Source organism: Staphylococcus caprae (assembly GCF_003966625.1).
GTDB lineage: Bacteria > Bacillota > Bacilli > Staphylococcales > Staphylococcaceae > Staphylococcus > Staphylococcus caprae.
Genome location: NZ_AP018587.1, coordinates 1,637,292 through 1,652,806 on the forward strand (window position 1 = coordinate 1,637,292; position 15,515 = coordinate 1,652,806).

Genomic DNA, 15,515 nt, shown 5'->3' on the forward strand with positions numbered 1-15,515 from the left:
TAATTTTACTACTCTTGAGTGACTAATGTTAACACAGCGTTATAGTCTTCTTCTATATTTGGAAACTTACGTTCCTCAACTTGCTTAATCGAAATATTTAATAATTTGTATGAACTCCCATCATCAGAACGAAGGAAATCGTTAACACTTTTTTCTAATCTTTCTAAAGAGTCTTCAGTAAATGTTTTAAATTTAATTTGTTGCATAAGGTTCATTCCCCTTTCTCTATGTTGATTAAATGATAGAACTTTTCATACAAAAATTCAATTATTATTAAGACAATCAGATGTGATGAAATGAACTTTAATAGGTTGTACGGAATATATTTGAATTTAAGGTATTATGATGTATAATAACAACATTCGATTAAATATTCAGAATTATCTATCTTTTACTATAATTTATTAGTTTATATTTTCTTGATAACTACCTCTTATTTATAAAGAATTTATTTTCTAATAAAAGTTAGAGCATGAAGATAAGTTGGAAAATATTGCAACATGGATTTAACTTAGGAGGGAAAGTTAATGATTTCATTTGAAAATGACTACCTAGAAGGTGCACATGAACAAGTCTTAAAACGATTAGTTGAAACAAACAGAATTCAAGCTGCTGGATACGGATTTGATGACTTCTCAGCACAAGCAGCTGACAAAATTAGAGAAACAATACAATGTCCTGATGCAACGATCAGATTTTTAGTTGGCGGAACTCAGACGAACCAAGTTGTCATCAATTCAATGTTAAAAAGTTATGAAGGTGTTATTTCAGCAGATACTGGACATGTCGCTGTTCATGAAGGCGGCGCAATTGAATTTAGTGGGCACAAAGTGTTAGCTATACCATCAAGTGAAGGTAAAATATCTGCCGAGGGTGTTGAAGCGTACTTAGATACTTTCTATAGTGATTTTAAAAGAGAGCACATGGTCTTTCCAGGAATGGTTTATATTTCACACCCAACTGAATATGGAACATTGTATACCAAAGATGAATTGAAAAGTTTGGCAAAGGTTTGCAAAAAACACGAGATTCCTTTATTTATGGATGGCGCAAGACTCGGTTATGGTTTAATGAGCGAGAATACCGATGTCACAATAAAAGACGTCGCAAATTACTGTGACATCTTTTACATAGGTGGTACTAAAATTGGTGCATTATGTGGTGAAGCCATTGTATTTACTAAAAACAATGAACCTAAGAATTTCACAACAATTATTAAACATCATGGTGCGTTATTAGCTAAAGGTCGCTTAACTGGCATACAATTTTTAGAATTATTTACAGATGATTTATATTTTAAAATTAGTAAACATGCCATCGATATGGCTAAGAAAGTTAAAAAAGGATTTTTAGATAAAGGATATCAGTTATATTTTGACTCCCCTACGAATCAGCAATTCTTTGTGATAAGTAACGATAAAATTAAAGAATTAGAACAAAAAGTTAAATTTGCAATTTGGGAGAAGTATGACGATAATCACCGCGTTGTAAGATTTGCGACAAGCTGGGCAACTACCGAAGAAAATGTAGAAGAGTTATTGAAGTTAATTTAATATATCGTTTTTAAATTTGAAGCTATTATATCGAATGGAAGTTTGTGTTAAAAAGATTTCGTCTATTCTTAGTTTACTTTGAACGTAAAATATAGTAATAAAAAGTAAACGTTTTAAATATTATAAGAATTCGACGAAATCTTTTTTATTATGTTTGTTTTCTATTTCAATATTTATTTTTAATAAATATATAAAGTAAAGTCATAATTGCAATTCCATTTAAAAATTCTAATTTTTCTTAAATTGTAGTTTCTCTGATTTTAATTTTCATAGTAATACCTTTCTAAGTGAATTATTTTTATTAATTTGATAAATACAATCTTAGTTACTTATTCTTGTTATTACTTGTTGATATGCTTCAAGTACTTGAGGATATAGATAAATTACCCTAGATCCAATGCGACGAGTTATTTTCACTATTTCTGGTTCACAGACTATTTTATTTTGAAGTGTTGATTTACTAAGTCCTGTTATCATTACCAAATCTTTAATATCTACCGAAGCATATTGTCTTTTATAATTTTGTAGTATTTTTTCTAATTTATCTTCAACTAATTTATGCATAAATTGATCATCTATATGAATAGTTATATTACTCATGCTGTATCACTCCAATGTTATAATTTTAATTGAATATTTTATATTATCAATATCACTTATAAACGCAGATGTTACTTTAACAATCACATTATCTATTGCTGGCATGATTTGACTAATACATTAACAATTTGATCATCAAAATTTTGCACACCAAATTCATTAAGCATTGTACGCGTTTCATTCTTCATTTGAGATAAAGCTTTTTCTGCTTTTAGTTCTTCATTTTCTTTTAACAGCTTTTCCAACTCATATTGATTCTTTTGGTCTTTATTCATCTTGGCTAGTTTTTCAGCTTCCTGAATTGCATCTTTCATACGTTCTTCAGATTTTCTTCTTTCTCTAGCTAGACGGTCTTTAATCATTTGAGACACTTCTTCTTGAGAGAATGTTTTCTCATTTTGTTGTGCTTGTTCATCATTATTTTCTAAATTCGTATTGCTCTTTGTTTCTTCAGTAATATTACTTTGATTGTTTTCCATGAGATATACCTCCGTTTATAGTCTGTCGACTGCTTATTCCATACTTGCTTTTATAACGTCATCAGCACGTTTTGGACATAAAAAATAACCTTCCGTAGAAGGTTAAAAAAGTGTATAAAAATAGCACCACTTTCTATTTATATGGGTAGAAAGGATGCTATTTTTAATACCACGCATATAAATATTTAATAGGAAATTTATCTTCCTCAATAAAATCTAAGATTGCAAGAAACGATTTATTTCTATAAGTTAAAATATTTTTTTTAATTTCTAATTTAGACAAACTATATTCTTTTACTTCTGAACTTAATTTATTAACAGCTATCTCGCCTTTACCGTTTTTGATGTCATCTTGTGGTACATATTCATATCTAATAATTTGTTCATCTTCATATAATTTTCTTAATATAAGCACCTGTTTCACCTTACTTATTCAATATATCTTGAGTAATCATATTTTCTTTCCACAATTTTATGAGCGTCTATATACTTATAATTATACTTATTCAATAATGTTCAAAGGCTTCATGACGTAATAGAACCAAGTCTTGCTCTTTAATATTTTTACCTTCTCTCAAACGCTGCCAACTTACAGTAATATAATAATCTGGATGAAATCTATTAATACCACCATCTAAACTATATTTGTTTATAAAAAGATGCTCATATGCTCTTTTCACTAAATTTTTATTTAATTTGGTATTTCTAGAAATAATATCAATTTCTATTTTCTTATTTCTTCGTCGTACTGACTGATAATATGCATTAGCATGCTTATTTCTCTTTTTTTGATAAGGATCATTTGTATCATTTAACGCTCCTGAAGGTTTTGGTATTCTTTCTATTTGTTCTACCTGATACTTATATGTATTTTCTTTATAGAATTTATCTCGCCAGTTTCCCACATGTGGTACTGTAGTACTCCTACACCAAGGATGCATTGGTGGAGCATTAATACCAGGTATCATATCTTTAACTTTAAATACTTTGCCATTTAAAGAGTGACATATTTTAGATGTTTTTTTGTCTATTTTAGCCACATATTTATATTCGCCATCTTCACCTAATTCTTTTAGATAAGTTAGCTTCTGTGATTCAGTTTGAAGACTGGCTGAATCAGTAACTAATAATCTACTAAAATTATAAGTTGTGGTATTTGTTTGCCTCATCGCTAAATTCTCTACGCTTCACATATTTAGTAACTAAATATGCAAATCAAGCGGTCAATCAAATTTCATTCTTTTGATACTGAATAATAGAATCTTACTTCAATGCTTTTTAATTATTTAATTTTTCTTACTGTTCTTTTATTGAGTCTGATAATAACTAGTGTAATAATGAGTGCTAATGTAATATGAGTAATCCTATTGCCCAAAAAGATATTTAACCAAAATAATAAAACTAAAATTATAGCGAGTCTTTTCATTTCCTTCACCTACTAAAAATAATATTTCATTCACATAGAAATCTCTTTCAAAATAGCTTCACTCTATCCATACTTTAATATGATCTATTTTTCAAAATGTAACTGACCAAAAGGATATCATCATGTCAACTCAAGCCATTTATAATCAACTCGCATCCGATTATGGAGAAGGCTTTACTATAGACGAATCCCAATATTCAACTCCGAAATTAAACTTTACTATCTACGTTTAATTTCGGGGTTTGTTATATAATGAGTACCAGTTGCTAGAGATAAATCTTTAACTATTACAAATTTAATTCTTCTTTTAATGCTCTTTGTAATGTTTGACTAAAATTAATTCCTTGTTTTTTTCCAATAACAACTAAATAGTTTGGTAATGTTACCATTTTATTTACTGTTTTATTTTCTTCTTTTATTCGGACTAGATTAGTATCCACACTAATTAATTGCAATTGGTCATCTTCATCTATCATCTTATATAAATCTTTATGTGTTGAAGGATTAGGAATAATGTCGCCATCATCTTCCATTACTAATAAATGACCTTCAAGAGCATCTGTAGCCATTTCTATTGCTTCTTCTATCCCCTTACCATAAGTCAAAGCTCCAGGTAAATCTGGGAATGAAACGTTATAATCAGATCCTTCTTTTTGCAATAAAGCATAAAAATGATATTTCATATTTTATACCTCCTTTATCATAAGAAGTTAGAGCTTAGGACATAATTCCCAAGCTCATCTTTATTTTGTAAAAGAAAAATTCTATCCCATATGTAGCAAGATATAGATCTTTATTTTATCTTTCATCACTTTGTTCTAATTCTTTTTGATAATTATAAAGTTTTTCGGCAGTTTCTAGAGTTAAATTTTTAACTTTGCTTTTACCATTTCTCAACTCACTTATACCGCCATAGGAAATGTCAGTATCTCTTTTAATTTTATAATTCGATATTTCTTTATTGTTTAGCAATTTTTCTATAACTATATATATCATTAAACTGATTCATAATTTAAATAGGAAATGAAATGAATATTCTATTATTTACTTCTTATTATATTTATGATGAGCAAAATTAAAGTCACTACATTAATATAAAAGGTTAACTTTCTTCTCAATTCTCTTGTCATAAACCTCACCTCCATATATATAATGAGGTAATGGATTTTTAGCCCTATACCTTTTAATGAACGATTTGATAAAATTAAGTATTTGAATTATTAAGCCAGCTACATCTATTCGATACTTTAATTTTTCAATTCGTTCTTTTTAACTTCTTTTTCATTTCCTTCTCCTTTCCTTGTGGTCAACTTACCATGACGGTAAAAGTACAGCGTTAATTCTTGCAAAATTATCTAATGCTTTAAGTGATCGTTCTCTAGCATCAGGGAAATAATATAATTCTTCACCAAATGCACCATCATTTGCGACATCTCCAAAATAATAGTTATCTTTAGGCGTATCATAAATCACGTGCCATGCTTTTTTCACCTAAAGGAATACAGATAATGCATTCTTTATCATCAACAAAGAAGTGTGCTGAAGCAGTTGAAGTCCAATCTTGAATGTAAGTTTTTTTATAGTTAACATTCTGTTAAGTCGTACTGTTTGGATTGCCAGTATCATGGTACACTGCAAAAATTGGGCTACCTGTGTCTAATGGTTGACCTGTTTGTCTTGTTCCATATGGTAATAAGTCTTTATAAACTGGAATTCTATTTTAATCACATAAAAATCTCTTTCAAAATAGCTTCACTCTATCTATACTTTAATATGATCGGTTTTTTAAAAAGTAACTGATCAAAAGGATATCTTTTCACAACGCAAAAAAAGAGCCAAGACAATTGTGTCTCAGCTCTTACCCCTTATTGTGTTTCCCCTGTTTTGTTTAGCGCTTTAGTATTGTTTCATGTACTGCTCGCGTTCCCATTCAGAAACTTGAGTTCTGTAGTAATCCCATTCAATGGATTTAGAGTTAATAAATTGATTGTAAATGTGATTACCTAAAGCGTTTTTGATTGAAGTATTTTCACGCATTGCTTTTAATGCAGTATATAATGTTGAAGGTAAGTCTTGGATGCCAACTGCCTCACGTTCTTCACGATTCATTTCGTAAATATTTTGGTTTACTGGTTTTGGTACTTCTAGTTTGTTTTTAATTCCATCTAATCCTGCTTCTAAAATTGCTGCTAAAGCCATATAAGGGTTAGCTGCTGGGTCAACTGAACGTACTTCGATACGAGTTGATAAACCTCTTGAAGAAGGTACACGTACTAATGGAGAACGGTTTTTACCGCTCCATGCAATGTAACATGGTGCTTCATAACCTGGTACTAAACGTTTGTATGAGTTTACTAATGGGTTACATACTGCAGTGAATCCACGTGCATTTTTAAGCACACCTGCTGTAAATTGGTAAGCCGTATCAGTTAATTGCATTTCACCTTCTGGATCGTAGAATGCATTTTCTTTACCTTTGAATAATGAAACATTAAAGTGCATTCCGCTTCCGTTTACACCGAATAATGGTTTTGGCATAAATGTCGCATGTAAGTTATGCTTACGTGCGATTGTTTTAACAACAAGTTTAAATGTTTGAATGTTATCACAAGCTGTAACAGCATCAGCATATTTAAAGTCAATTTCATGTTGTCCAGGTGCAACTTCGTGGTGACTTGCTTCGATATCGAATCCCATATCTTCTAATTCTAATACGATGTCGCGACGGCAATTCTCACCTAAGTCTGTTGGTGCTAAGTCGAAGTAACCTCCATCGTCATTTAATTCTAATGTAGGTTCACCTTTTTCATCTAATTTGAATAAGAAGAATTCTGGTTCAGGCCCTAAGTTGAAATCTGTGAAGCCCATATCTTCCATTTCTTTTAAGACACGTTTTAAGTTAGCACGAGGGTCACCTTCAAATGGTGTACCATCTGTTTTAAATACGTCACAGATTAAACGCGCAACTTTACCTTGACCTGCTGTCCATGGGAAAATCACCCAAGTATCTAAATCTGGTTGTAAATACATATCAGATTCTTCAATACGTACGAAACCTTCGATAGATGAACCATCGAACATCATTTCATTGTCTAAAACTTTTTCTAATTGGCTTACAGGAACTTCTACGTTTTTAATTGTTCCTAAAATATCAGTGAATTGTAATCTTAAATATCTTACGTTTTCCTCTTCAGCAAACTTACGAATATCGTCTTTTGTAAAACTACGTTTTGGCATGGTTTGAATCCTCCAAATTTTATTTAATAAATCTTGATAAGTCACCACGATTTATTGGTAATGTTTCGCTACGCGGTTTCTGCGTTGCATCTACAATCATTCTTTTTCTAGTCTCTTGTTCGTCTGTAGTTAAGTGATCTTGGTCATCAAATATGATTTGTTTAATACCTTTGATATTAAATCCTTTCTCAATTAAACTCTTAATTTCTAAAAGGCGGTCCAAATCATTCATTGAAAATAACCTTTTGTTTCCTTGAGTTCTTTCTGGTGTAATGAGTTCATGTGTTTCATAATAACGAATTTGTCTTGGGCTTAATTCAGTTAGTTTGCTCACAACACTCATAGAGAATACGGCCATGTTTCGTCTGATGGAATCGTTAGACTGCACTTGTACCTCTCCTCTACTTTTGAACTTGACACTAATTTAGCATAGATTTACTTATAATACAAAAGTATGTCAGGTTTTCTTACATAAATACTTGAAACCTTATCATATCAACATTTCAAACCAATGTTCCAATTGAAAAATGAGTTAAATTTCAAACAACATCTTATAATTTCTAAATTAATTTTATAATTTTCTGACAAAAACTTCAAATAAATACAAAACTCTCTAAATGTCTTATCATCTAGAGAGTTAAAGTCCTACTTTATATTAAATTTTGCTCATTTAATTGAATGACTGCACGAGTTACAGCTAATTTGACATGTTCATATGTTAAACCGCCTTGCACATAAGCTTCATAAGGAGGTCGTATCGGTCCATCCGCAGATAGTTCAATGGATGATCCTTGTACAAAAGTTCCTGCTGCCATAATTACATCATCTTCATACCCTGGCATATAACTTGGCTCAGGACTAAAATGTGCATTAATAGGCGAAGCATGTTGAATACTTTGACAGAAAGATATCATTTGTTCTTTCGTATCAAATTGTACAGTTTGTATTAAATCTGTACGCTTCACATCATATTTAGGTGTCGTTTTCATATTTAATTTTTCAAGAAGGAGGCTAGTAAATAAAGCACCTTTCAAACTCTGGCTCACTACATGCGGTGCCAAGAAAAATCCTTGATACATCTCTTGTAAGGAATTTAAAGACGCACCCGCTTCTTTACCAATACCTGGCGCAGTTAAACGATAGCCACAACGCTCAATTAAATCCTTACGTCCTGCAATATAACCACCGATTTTAGCAAGACCACCACCGGGATTCTTAATTAGCGAACCGGCAATTAAGTCAGCACCAACTTCGATTGGTTCTTTATCTTCAACAAATTCTCCATAACAATTATCAACGAAAATAATAACATCTGGATATTTGGCTTTAACTGCTTCGATTGCTTCTTGAATTTCATCTATTGGAATTGATGGACGTTGATCATACCCCTTAGAACGTTGAATGGCTACCACTTTAGTTTTTTCATTAATCGCTTCAAGTACATTGGGTATATCAATCTTGCCATTATTTAATTTCACTTCATTATAATGAACACCATGTTCTTTTAAACTTTCAATTCCATTTCCATTCACACCAATAACTTCTAACAACGTGTCATAAGGACTTCCGGTGATATATAATAATTCATCATCATATTTCAAATTACTTTGGAGCGCTAATGTAATTGCATGTGTACCTGAAATGATTTGAGGTCTTACTAGCGCATCTTCAGCTTTAAATGTATGTGCGTAAATCTCTTCTAAATGGTCCCTTCCAAAGTCATCATATCCATATCCCGTGGATCCTTGAAGATCACTTTCTGTCGCTTTGACATGATGAAAGGCGTTAAGCACTTTTTCTTGATTGATTAAGGCATTATTTTCAATTTCTTTGAAATATGGTGCCAAGGTCATCTCAACCTCTTCAATCAATTGAGTCATTTCTTCCATATTTTTTCTTCCTTTATCATTTTTTGTAGCCTTTAACGCTATACGTTTCATTCTCCTCATTAAAATAAAGCTCACTCACTAAGGTATGCTGCTTTAAGAAATATAATCTGTCCGCATTAACGCTATCCACAGTTTCCTCATAATATTCTAAATTGCGTTTAATCTCATCAATCATTAGTGATTTCACTTTTTCTTTATCGTTTTCATTTCTGCTTGATACAAAGACATGTGGAGATTTAGAAACAGGTACTTCTGTATCTTCACCACATAAATCCTTTTTATTGAAAATTACAGCTTGAGGAATTTGATCCATATCTAAATCATTAATTAGCTGATTAACTGTATCATATTGTGAGCGATATTCAGGATGACTCGCATCGACAACATGTAATAATAGGTCAGCACCTTTCGCTTCTTCAAGTGTTGATTTAAATGCTGCTACTAATGTCGTTGGAAGTTTCTGAATAAATCCTACAGTATCTGAAATAATCAGATTAAATCCTTCATTAATTTGAATTTGGCGTGTTTTAGGATCTAATGTTGCAAATAATAAGTTCTTTTCATATGTTTCCTCATTAGCTAGGACATTGAACCATGAGGATTTACCAGCATTTGTATAACCAACTAAAGCAATCTGGAAAACTTGATTCTGCTCACGTTTATTTCTATATCTTTCACGATGTTCAACTACAGTTTGTAATTGATGTTTAATTTCATTCATACGGGTTCTAATATGACGACGATCCATTTCTAATTTCGTTTCACCAGGACCTCTAGTACCTATGCCGCCACCTAAACGAGAAAGGCTCTTACCATGCCCTTGTAATCTTGGTAAAAGATAATCAAGTTGAGCTAATTCAACCTGTAATTTACCTTCTCTACTTCGTGCTCTTAAAGCAAATATTTCTAAAATTAATTGGGTTCTATCGATGATTTTAATGCCCAAATTATCATTTAATGTTTTAGATTGTGCAGTTGTCAATTCATCATTCGTCACAACAACATCTATATCATGAAATTCGATAAAAGCTTTAATTTCTTCAATTTTACCTTTACCTACATAATATTTATGATCAAATTGTTCTCTGTTTTGAGTGATTTGACCTTTAACATTTAATTGGCAAGTTTGAGATAAAGCTTCTAACTCTTCCATCGTTGAATCAAAATTAAATTGATTATCCGTTTGAGCATGTACACCGACTAATACAGCAGTTTCTAATCTCTTCTTTGTATCATGAGTTGATTGCTGTGCCATGATATACATCTCCTCTATAAAAAGTTACTCAAAACATTCTATCATAGACTTTGAACAAAGACTATAGAGTCAAATTATGTTAAATTTGAAGTATATCGAAAGGGTGATAAATATGGAAACGATTTATGATTTTGTAGTGCAAAAAAATAACGGTGAAAATTATAAATTAGAACAATATAAAGGCGATGTAATGCTCATCGTTAATACTGCTAGTGAATGTGGTTTCACCCCACAATTTGAAGGTTTACAAAAATTGTATGATGAATACAAAGATAAAGGTTTCGTTATTTTAGGTTTCCCTTGTAATCAATTTGGTGGTCAAGAACCTGGGTCAGGAGAAGAAGCAGCTCAAAATTGTAAAATCAATTATGGCGTAACCTTCCCTATCCATGAAAAAGTAGACGTAAAAGGTGAGAATCAACATCCATTATTCCGCTATCTCACTGACGCAGCAAAAGGTATGTTAAATGAAAAAATTAAATGGAATTTTACTAAATTCTTAGTCGACCGTGAAGGTAACGTTGTTAAACGTTTCTCTCCACAGAAAAAACCTGATCAAATTAAAAGTGAAATTGAAAAATTATTATAATCAGACTGTAGATTAACACTTCTACTCATTATCGCGTTATGTACATTTAGCTCATTTAAAAGTAATTTCTATTTGTGTATAACGATTATAGAAAATATATTAAATTTCAATAAAATAGAAAAATGCTTCATGTAATGTATGACTAACGAAATCAATCGTAGATTTCAAGCTATACATTGCATGAAGCATATTTTTTATTACAAACATTTCCTTGGTTTGTTCTAAAGTGCTAGGCGTGTTATACCATTATCTTCAATACTTAAATGTAATTCACTGATAAACTTCATGAATCATACACTTCCGCTTATCAATGAAAATGCAAAATTAATGCACTTTGATTACAACTCTTATTCTTCACTTTTTTCTTCAGCTGATTCTTCAGATTCATTATCAACTGTAAAAGTGCTGATCGCATGTTTGTAAATCAGATGTTGTTTGCCTTGAGAAACTAAACTTACAACATATTTGTCAAAGTCTTCAATAACACCTTTCATTTGAAAGCCATTTAAAAAGAATACAGTGACTTCAGTTTTTTCTGCTTTAAAGTTCTCTAGTGCTTGATCTTGGATGTTTTCGTTTGCAATCATGTCTAGAACTCCTTTTATTTATTTGGGTTGTAATCTCATCTAACATCATCTGAAGTGACATCGTTTCTTTATTTAACCAGTGAACATTCATTTTATTCTTAAACCAAGTCAGTTGGCGTTTAGCATATTGTCGTGAATGCTGTTTGAGTTTCTCAACAGCGTCATCCATTTTCATGTTGCCTTTGACTACAGGTACAAGTTCTTTATAACCAATCGCTTGCATGCTTTGGCTTGTTTCAAATCCTTGTTCCACGAGTTGTTGCACTTCTTTAAATAATCCGTGACCCAACATAATATCGACACGTTTATTTATTTTAAAATATAATGTTTCGCGCGACATTTCAATCCCTATTAATAATGTATCATAATTTTCAGTAAATTGTTGTACTTTCTTTCGAGAACTTAAAAGTTTTTTTGTTTTTAAATAATATTCTATCGCTCGCAATACTCTTTTTCGGTTATTAGGATGTATATTCTCTGCTGATTCACTATCAAACGAAGCTAAATAATGATGTAGCTCCTCATTGTTATATTGTTCGAGTTCTGCAAGTTGCGCATGAACAATTTGCATTTTTTCAGGGGAGACTGTTTCATCTTCGAAAGCATAGTTGTAAAGCAAAGATTGTATGTAAAGTCCTGTGCCTCCAGCGATGATAGGTAATTTCCCTCTATTGATAATATCTTCAATACAAGCTTCTGCTCTTTTTTTAAATTCATACGCTGAAAATGATTCATCAGGCTCTAATATATCTATCATGTGATGCGGAATGCCATCCATTTCATCACGAGTCACTTTAGCAGTTCCAATATCCATATGTTTATACACTTGCATGGAATCTCCACTAATCACTTCACCATTGAATTTTTTAGCAATTTCAATGCTTAATTCAGTTTTACCTGAGGCAGTTGGACCTACAATTACAACAAGAAATGGCTTGTTTTGATTCGTCATTTCATTATTCACTCGCTTTATTTTTCTTTAAAATTTGTTTTTCTATCCATTCAAACATATGTTGCCAAGTCATTTGATAATCATCTTCAAATAAAATTTCATGTCTTTTATTTTTATATAACTGCACAGTGACATGATTTATACCTGATTTCTTATACAATTTACCCAATTGTCGAATGCCCTTTCCATAATCACCAAATGGATCTTCTTTACCTGAAATGAGTAAGATAGGCAAATGTTTGTTTAATTTCTCAAGAGATTTACGTTCTGTTGTCAGCATCATATACTTCACAGTTTGATAAATGAGCTGATTCGACACTCTGAATCCACAATATTCGTCTTGGACAAATTTATCTACTTCATCGCGCTTTGTTGAAATCCAATCACTCTCAGTTTCAGGATTCTCGATACGCTTGTTAAATGATTTATTGACTAAATTATTCACCCATTTCACACGTCGACGCTTACCTAATATTACCGTAATAAGTTTTAAGGCGAATGTTGCCGGAATACCTTTCCACTTCGGAAACATTCCTGTACCAGTTAAGATTAATCCATTCGCAAATTCTGGATATCTGACTACAAATAATCTTGCTATGATAGACCCCATAGAATGTCCTAATACAATATAAGGGATTGAAAGTTGTGAACCGTAAAGTGTTTCCACTATTTCATAAGCATCATCAACAATCTGCGACATATTATCAAAGTGGCCTCGCTCTACCTCATCAATATCCTTACCATGTCCACGGTGATTATGTCTCAACACATCATATCCCTGTAAATTTAGGGCATAAACTAATTCGTCATAACGGTCCATATGTTCAGCCATTCCATGAAAAAGATGAACAATTCCTATGGTACTTTTCTTAGCCTTATCCACTTTAACCTCAATCATTGTCCCATCTTCAACAGTGATTTTAAACTGACTTTGACTCATAACATATGCCCCCTAACCTTCCTAATTCACTTTAATTCAATATTAGCTTAAAACTATTTTATAAATAATATACCGTGTGAGTGATATGTAATCAAATCGTATGCATAGCGTTTCTTCGGTCATTTTACTTTTATTTTCGAAAAATAAATTAAATAAAAATTAAAAAACTACTTGCAGAAAATGGAATATCCAAAAATCTACAAGTAGTTAGATTTAAATATCAATTGATACTCATAAATAATATCATTTATTCTTTAACAGCTGGTTGGTCGTTACCTGTGCGAGCTTGGTCAATCGCTTCTTCAACTTCTTTAGTGTAAGTTTCTTTCTGAGCGTCAGTATAGTTCAACATATCAGCCATGACGTTAATTACTGCATCTTTATAATCTAAAACATCTTGAATATTGAAATATAATTTACCTGAACGACGTACTAAGAAATCTGTAGGTTTATAAACCATTTCTTGTTGGATACCATAAACTAATTCTACATAAATTTCTAATGGTAAATTACTTTCGTGATATTGTGCAGTTTGTGCAATATTGAATAAATGATCGACGTTTGAACCATATTTACTAGCTAACCGACGCGCAACATCTTCATCGATGCCGAAACCTTTTGCTGCATCAACTTTTTGGTCGACGAAGTGTTTAAAGTTTTTACTTCCGCCTACGTCACCGCCAGAAATTTTAAGATACTTAGTTGCACATGGTTCAAATTTAAGACCGTATTCTTGTTTTAAGCGTTTCGCTAATAGGTCAACAATATCTAATGCCATGTGACGGTAACCAGTTAATTTACCACCAGCGATTGTTAATAGACCAGATTCACCTTCCCAAACTTCATCTTTACGTGAAATTTCAGATGGGTCTTTACCTTCTTCTAAGATTAATGGACGGACACCTGCCCAAGTAGATTCAATATCTTCATCTTTAACATCAACACTTGGGAACATATAGTTAATTGCATCGATGAGATAATCTCTATCCTCTTGAGTTGTTAATGGTGTTGCTTTCTCATTGTCGTAGAACGTATCAGTTGTACCTACATATGCTTTACCTTCACGAGGAATAGCGAAAATCATACGACCATCTTTTTCAGTATCGAAATAAACAGCTTGGCCTAATGGGAATTTAGATTGATCGATAACCACGTGTACACCTTTAGTTAAACGTAGTTGTTTATTATTACGAGCGTAGTCACCACTTCTAACTTCATCTACCCATGGACCAGAAGCATTGATGACTTTTTTAGCTTTAATACCATAAGTTTCGCCGTCAATCATATCTAGCACTTCGATACCATTTACTTTTTTATTTGAATCATAAGTGAAATGTTCAGAACGTGTATAGTTAATGATTTCAGCGCCTTTTTCGGCAGCTTTTTTCATAACTTCAATAGTTAAACGTGCGTCATCAGTACGGTATTCAACGTAATAACCGCCACCTTTTAAGCCATCTTGTTTTACTAATGGTTCTTTATTTAAAGTATCTTGTCTAGATAACATTTTTTTACGTTCAGATTTTTTAACGCCCGCTAATCTATCATACATTGTTAAACCGATTGCAGTTGAGAATTTACCAAATGTACCACCTTTGTGCATTGGTAAAAGCATCCACTCTGGTGTTGTTACATGTGGACCATTTTCGTAAACAATGGCACGTTCTTTACCAGTTTCAGCTACAACGCCAACTTGTAATTGTTTCAAATATCTTAATCCACCGTGTACAAGTTTAGTTGATCTTGAACTTGTACCTTGAGCGAAGTCTTGCATTTCTACTAAAGCTACTTTCATACCACGGTTACTAGCATCTAAGGCAATACCTGCACCTGTAATACCACCGCCGACGATAACAACGTCATATTCGTTTTCTCTTAAATTCTTTTTAATATGATCCCTTTTCAATGTAGATAATGCCATTATCTAACGCCTCCTAAAAATAAATAAAAAACGAGACACCTATCCCACAAAAACATTTAATTGTTTTGTACGAACAGATCTCTCGTT

At 32.0% G+C, this 15,515-nt stretch carries 16 protein-coding genes and 4 pseudogenes; 3 read left to right on the forward strand and 17 right to left on the reverse strand.

The features are described 5' to 3' along the window. Positions 1-8: 8 nt before the first annotated feature. Positions 9-206, reverse strand: coding sequence for a hypothetical protein (locus tag JMUB898_RS07790; RefSeq protein ID WP_037541424.1), 198 nt, complete (start codon positions 204-206; stop codon positions 9-11). Between the two features lie 321 nt (positions 207-527). Here JMUB898_RS07790 and JMUB898_RS07795 point away from each other — a divergent pair, with 321 nt between their 5' ends. Beyond that, positions 528-1,553: a threonine aldolase family protein gene (locus JMUB898_RS07795; RefSeq protein ID WP_002442670.1), complete on the forward strand. Its 1,026-nt coding sequence runs from the start codon at positions 528-530 to the stop codon at positions 1,551-1,553. Positions 1,554-1,874: 321 nt separating this feature from the next. Here the strand turns inward: JMUB898_RS07795 and JMUB898_RS07800 are convergent, their stop codons facing one another. From JMUB898_RS07800 to JMUB898_RS12865, 5 genes and pseudogenes are all read right to left on the reverse strand, one after another. Further along, on the reverse strand, positions 1,875-2,153 hold the full coding sequence (locus tag JMUB898_RS07800) for a hypothetical protein (protein WP_002442668.1): 279 nt from the start codon (positions 2,151-2,153) through the stop codon (positions 1,875-1,877). 92 nt (positions 2,154-2,245) lie between these two features. Beyond that, entirely contained in the window at positions 2,246-2,632 is a 387-nt protein-coding gene (locus JMUB898_RS07805; protein WP_002442666.1) for a capsid assembly scaffolding protein Gp46 family protein, read from the reverse strand. Beyond that, positions 2,620-2,716, reverse strand: a pseudogene (locus tag JMUB898_RS12780) (hypothetical protein); the annotation flags it as partial. The gene JMUB898_RS07805 and the pseudogene JMUB898_RS12780, both read right to left, overlap by 13 nt. A 79-nt stretch (positions 2,717-2,795) precedes the next feature. Continuing rightward, positions 2,796-3,047, reverse strand: a complete 252-nt coding sequence (locus JMUB898_RS07810; protein ID WP_037541423.1) for a hypothetical protein — start codon at positions 3,045-3,047, stop codon at positions 2,796-2,798. Between the two features lie 91 nt (positions 3,048-3,138). Beyond that, a pseudogene (locus tag JMUB898_RS12865) lies at positions 3,139-3,798 on the reverse strand (minor capsid protein); the annotation flags it as partial. Positions 3,799-4,180: 382 nt separating this feature from the next. On the opposite strand from JMUB898_RS12865, the gene JMUB898_RS12870 reads away from it, so the two are divergent. Next, complete coding sequence (locus tag JMUB898_RS12870) at positions 4,181-4,291, forward strand: Ltp family lipoprotein (protein WP_080981435.1); 111 nt, start codon at positions 4,181-4,183, stop codon at positions 4,289-4,291. A 54-nt stretch (positions 4,292-4,345) separates the two neighbouring features. Here the strand turns inward: JMUB898_RS12870 and JMUB898_RS07825 are convergent, their stop codons facing one another. From JMUB898_RS07825 to hflX, 7 genes and pseudogenes are all read right to left on the reverse strand, one after another. Next, complete coding sequence (locus JMUB898_RS07825; protein ID WP_002442660.1) at positions 4,346-4,741, reverse strand: type II toxin-antitoxin system HicB family antitoxin; 396 nt, start codon at positions 4,739-4,741, stop codon at positions 4,346-4,348. Positions 4,742-4,856: 115 nt separating this feature from the next. After that, a pseudogene (locus JMUB898_RS07830) lies at positions 4,857-5,067 on the reverse strand (helix-turn-helix domain-containing protein). 305 nt (positions 5,068-5,372) lie between these two features. After that, a pseudogene (locus JMUB898_RS07835) lies at positions 5,373-5,772 on the reverse strand (N-acetylmuramoyl-L-alanine amidase); the annotation flags it as partial. 182 nt (positions 5,773-5,954) lie between these two features. Continuing rightward, positions 5,955-7,295 carry a type I glutamate--ammonia ligase gene (glnA, locus tag JMUB898_RS07840; RefSeq protein WP_037541422.1) on the reverse strand — a complete coding sequence of 447 codons (1,341 nt, stop codon included), beginning with the start codon at positions 7,293-7,295 and terminating at the stop codon, positions 5,955-5,957. A gap of 19 nt (positions 7,296-7,314) precedes the next feature. Next, positions 7,315-7,683 carry a MerR family transcriptional regulator gene (locus JMUB898_RS07845; RefSeq protein ID WP_161792476.1) on the reverse strand — a complete coding sequence of 123 codons (369 nt, stop codon included), beginning with the start codon at positions 7,681-7,683 and terminating at the stop codon, positions 7,315-7,317. 262 nt (positions 7,684-7,945) lie between these two features. Beyond that, positions 7,946-9,184, reverse strand: a complete 1,239-nt coding sequence (locus JMUB898_RS07850; protein WP_044466342.1) for a methionine gamma-lyase family protein — start codon at positions 9,182-9,184, stop codon at positions 7,946-7,948. A gap of 16 nt (positions 9,185-9,200) precedes the next feature. Then, positions 9,201-10,439, reverse strand: coding sequence for a GTPase HflX (gene hflX, locus JMUB898_RS07855; protein ID WP_044466276.1), 1,239 nt, complete (start codon positions 10,437-10,439; stop codon positions 9,201-9,203). A 112-nt stretch (positions 10,440-10,551) separates the two neighbouring features. On the opposite strand from hflX, the gene JMUB898_RS07860 reads away from it, so the two are divergent. Next, positions 10,552-11,028: a glutathione peroxidase gene (locus JMUB898_RS07860; protein WP_037541421.1), complete on the forward strand. Its 477-nt coding sequence runs from the start codon at positions 10,552-10,554 to the stop codon at positions 11,026-11,028. Between the two features lie 347 nt (positions 11,029-11,375). Here JMUB898_RS07860 and hfq read toward each other — a convergent pair whose 3' ends face one another. From hfq to JMUB898_RS07880, 4 genes are all read right to left on the reverse strand, one after another. Next, positions 11,376-11,615, reverse strand: a complete 240-nt coding sequence (gene hfq / locus JMUB898_RS07865; protein ID WP_002442642.1) for an RNA chaperone Hfq — start codon at positions 11,613-11,615, stop codon at positions 11,376-11,378. Next, positions 11,569-12,567, reverse strand: a complete 999-nt coding sequence (miaA, locus tag JMUB898_RS07870; RefSeq protein WP_044466343.1) for a tRNA (adenosine(37)-N6)-dimethylallyltransferase MiaA — start codon at positions 12,565-12,567, stop codon at positions 11,569-11,571. The genes hfq and miaA overlap by 47 nt, the downstream gene beginning before the upstream one ends. A gap of 4 nt (positions 12,568-12,571) precedes the next feature. After that, entirely contained in the window at positions 12,572-13,507 is a 936-nt protein-coding gene (locus JMUB898_RS07875; RefSeq protein WP_002442637.1) for an alpha/beta hydrolase, read from the reverse strand. Between the two features lie 247 nt (positions 13,508-13,754). Further along, positions 13,755-15,428 carry a glycerol-3-phosphate dehydrogenase/oxidase gene (locus JMUB898_RS07880; protein ID WP_002442634.1) on the reverse strand — a complete coding sequence of 558 codons (1,674 nt, stop codon included), beginning with the start codon at positions 15,426-15,428 and terminating at the stop codon, positions 13,755-13,757. Positions 15,429-15,515 lie beyond the last annotated feature (87 nt).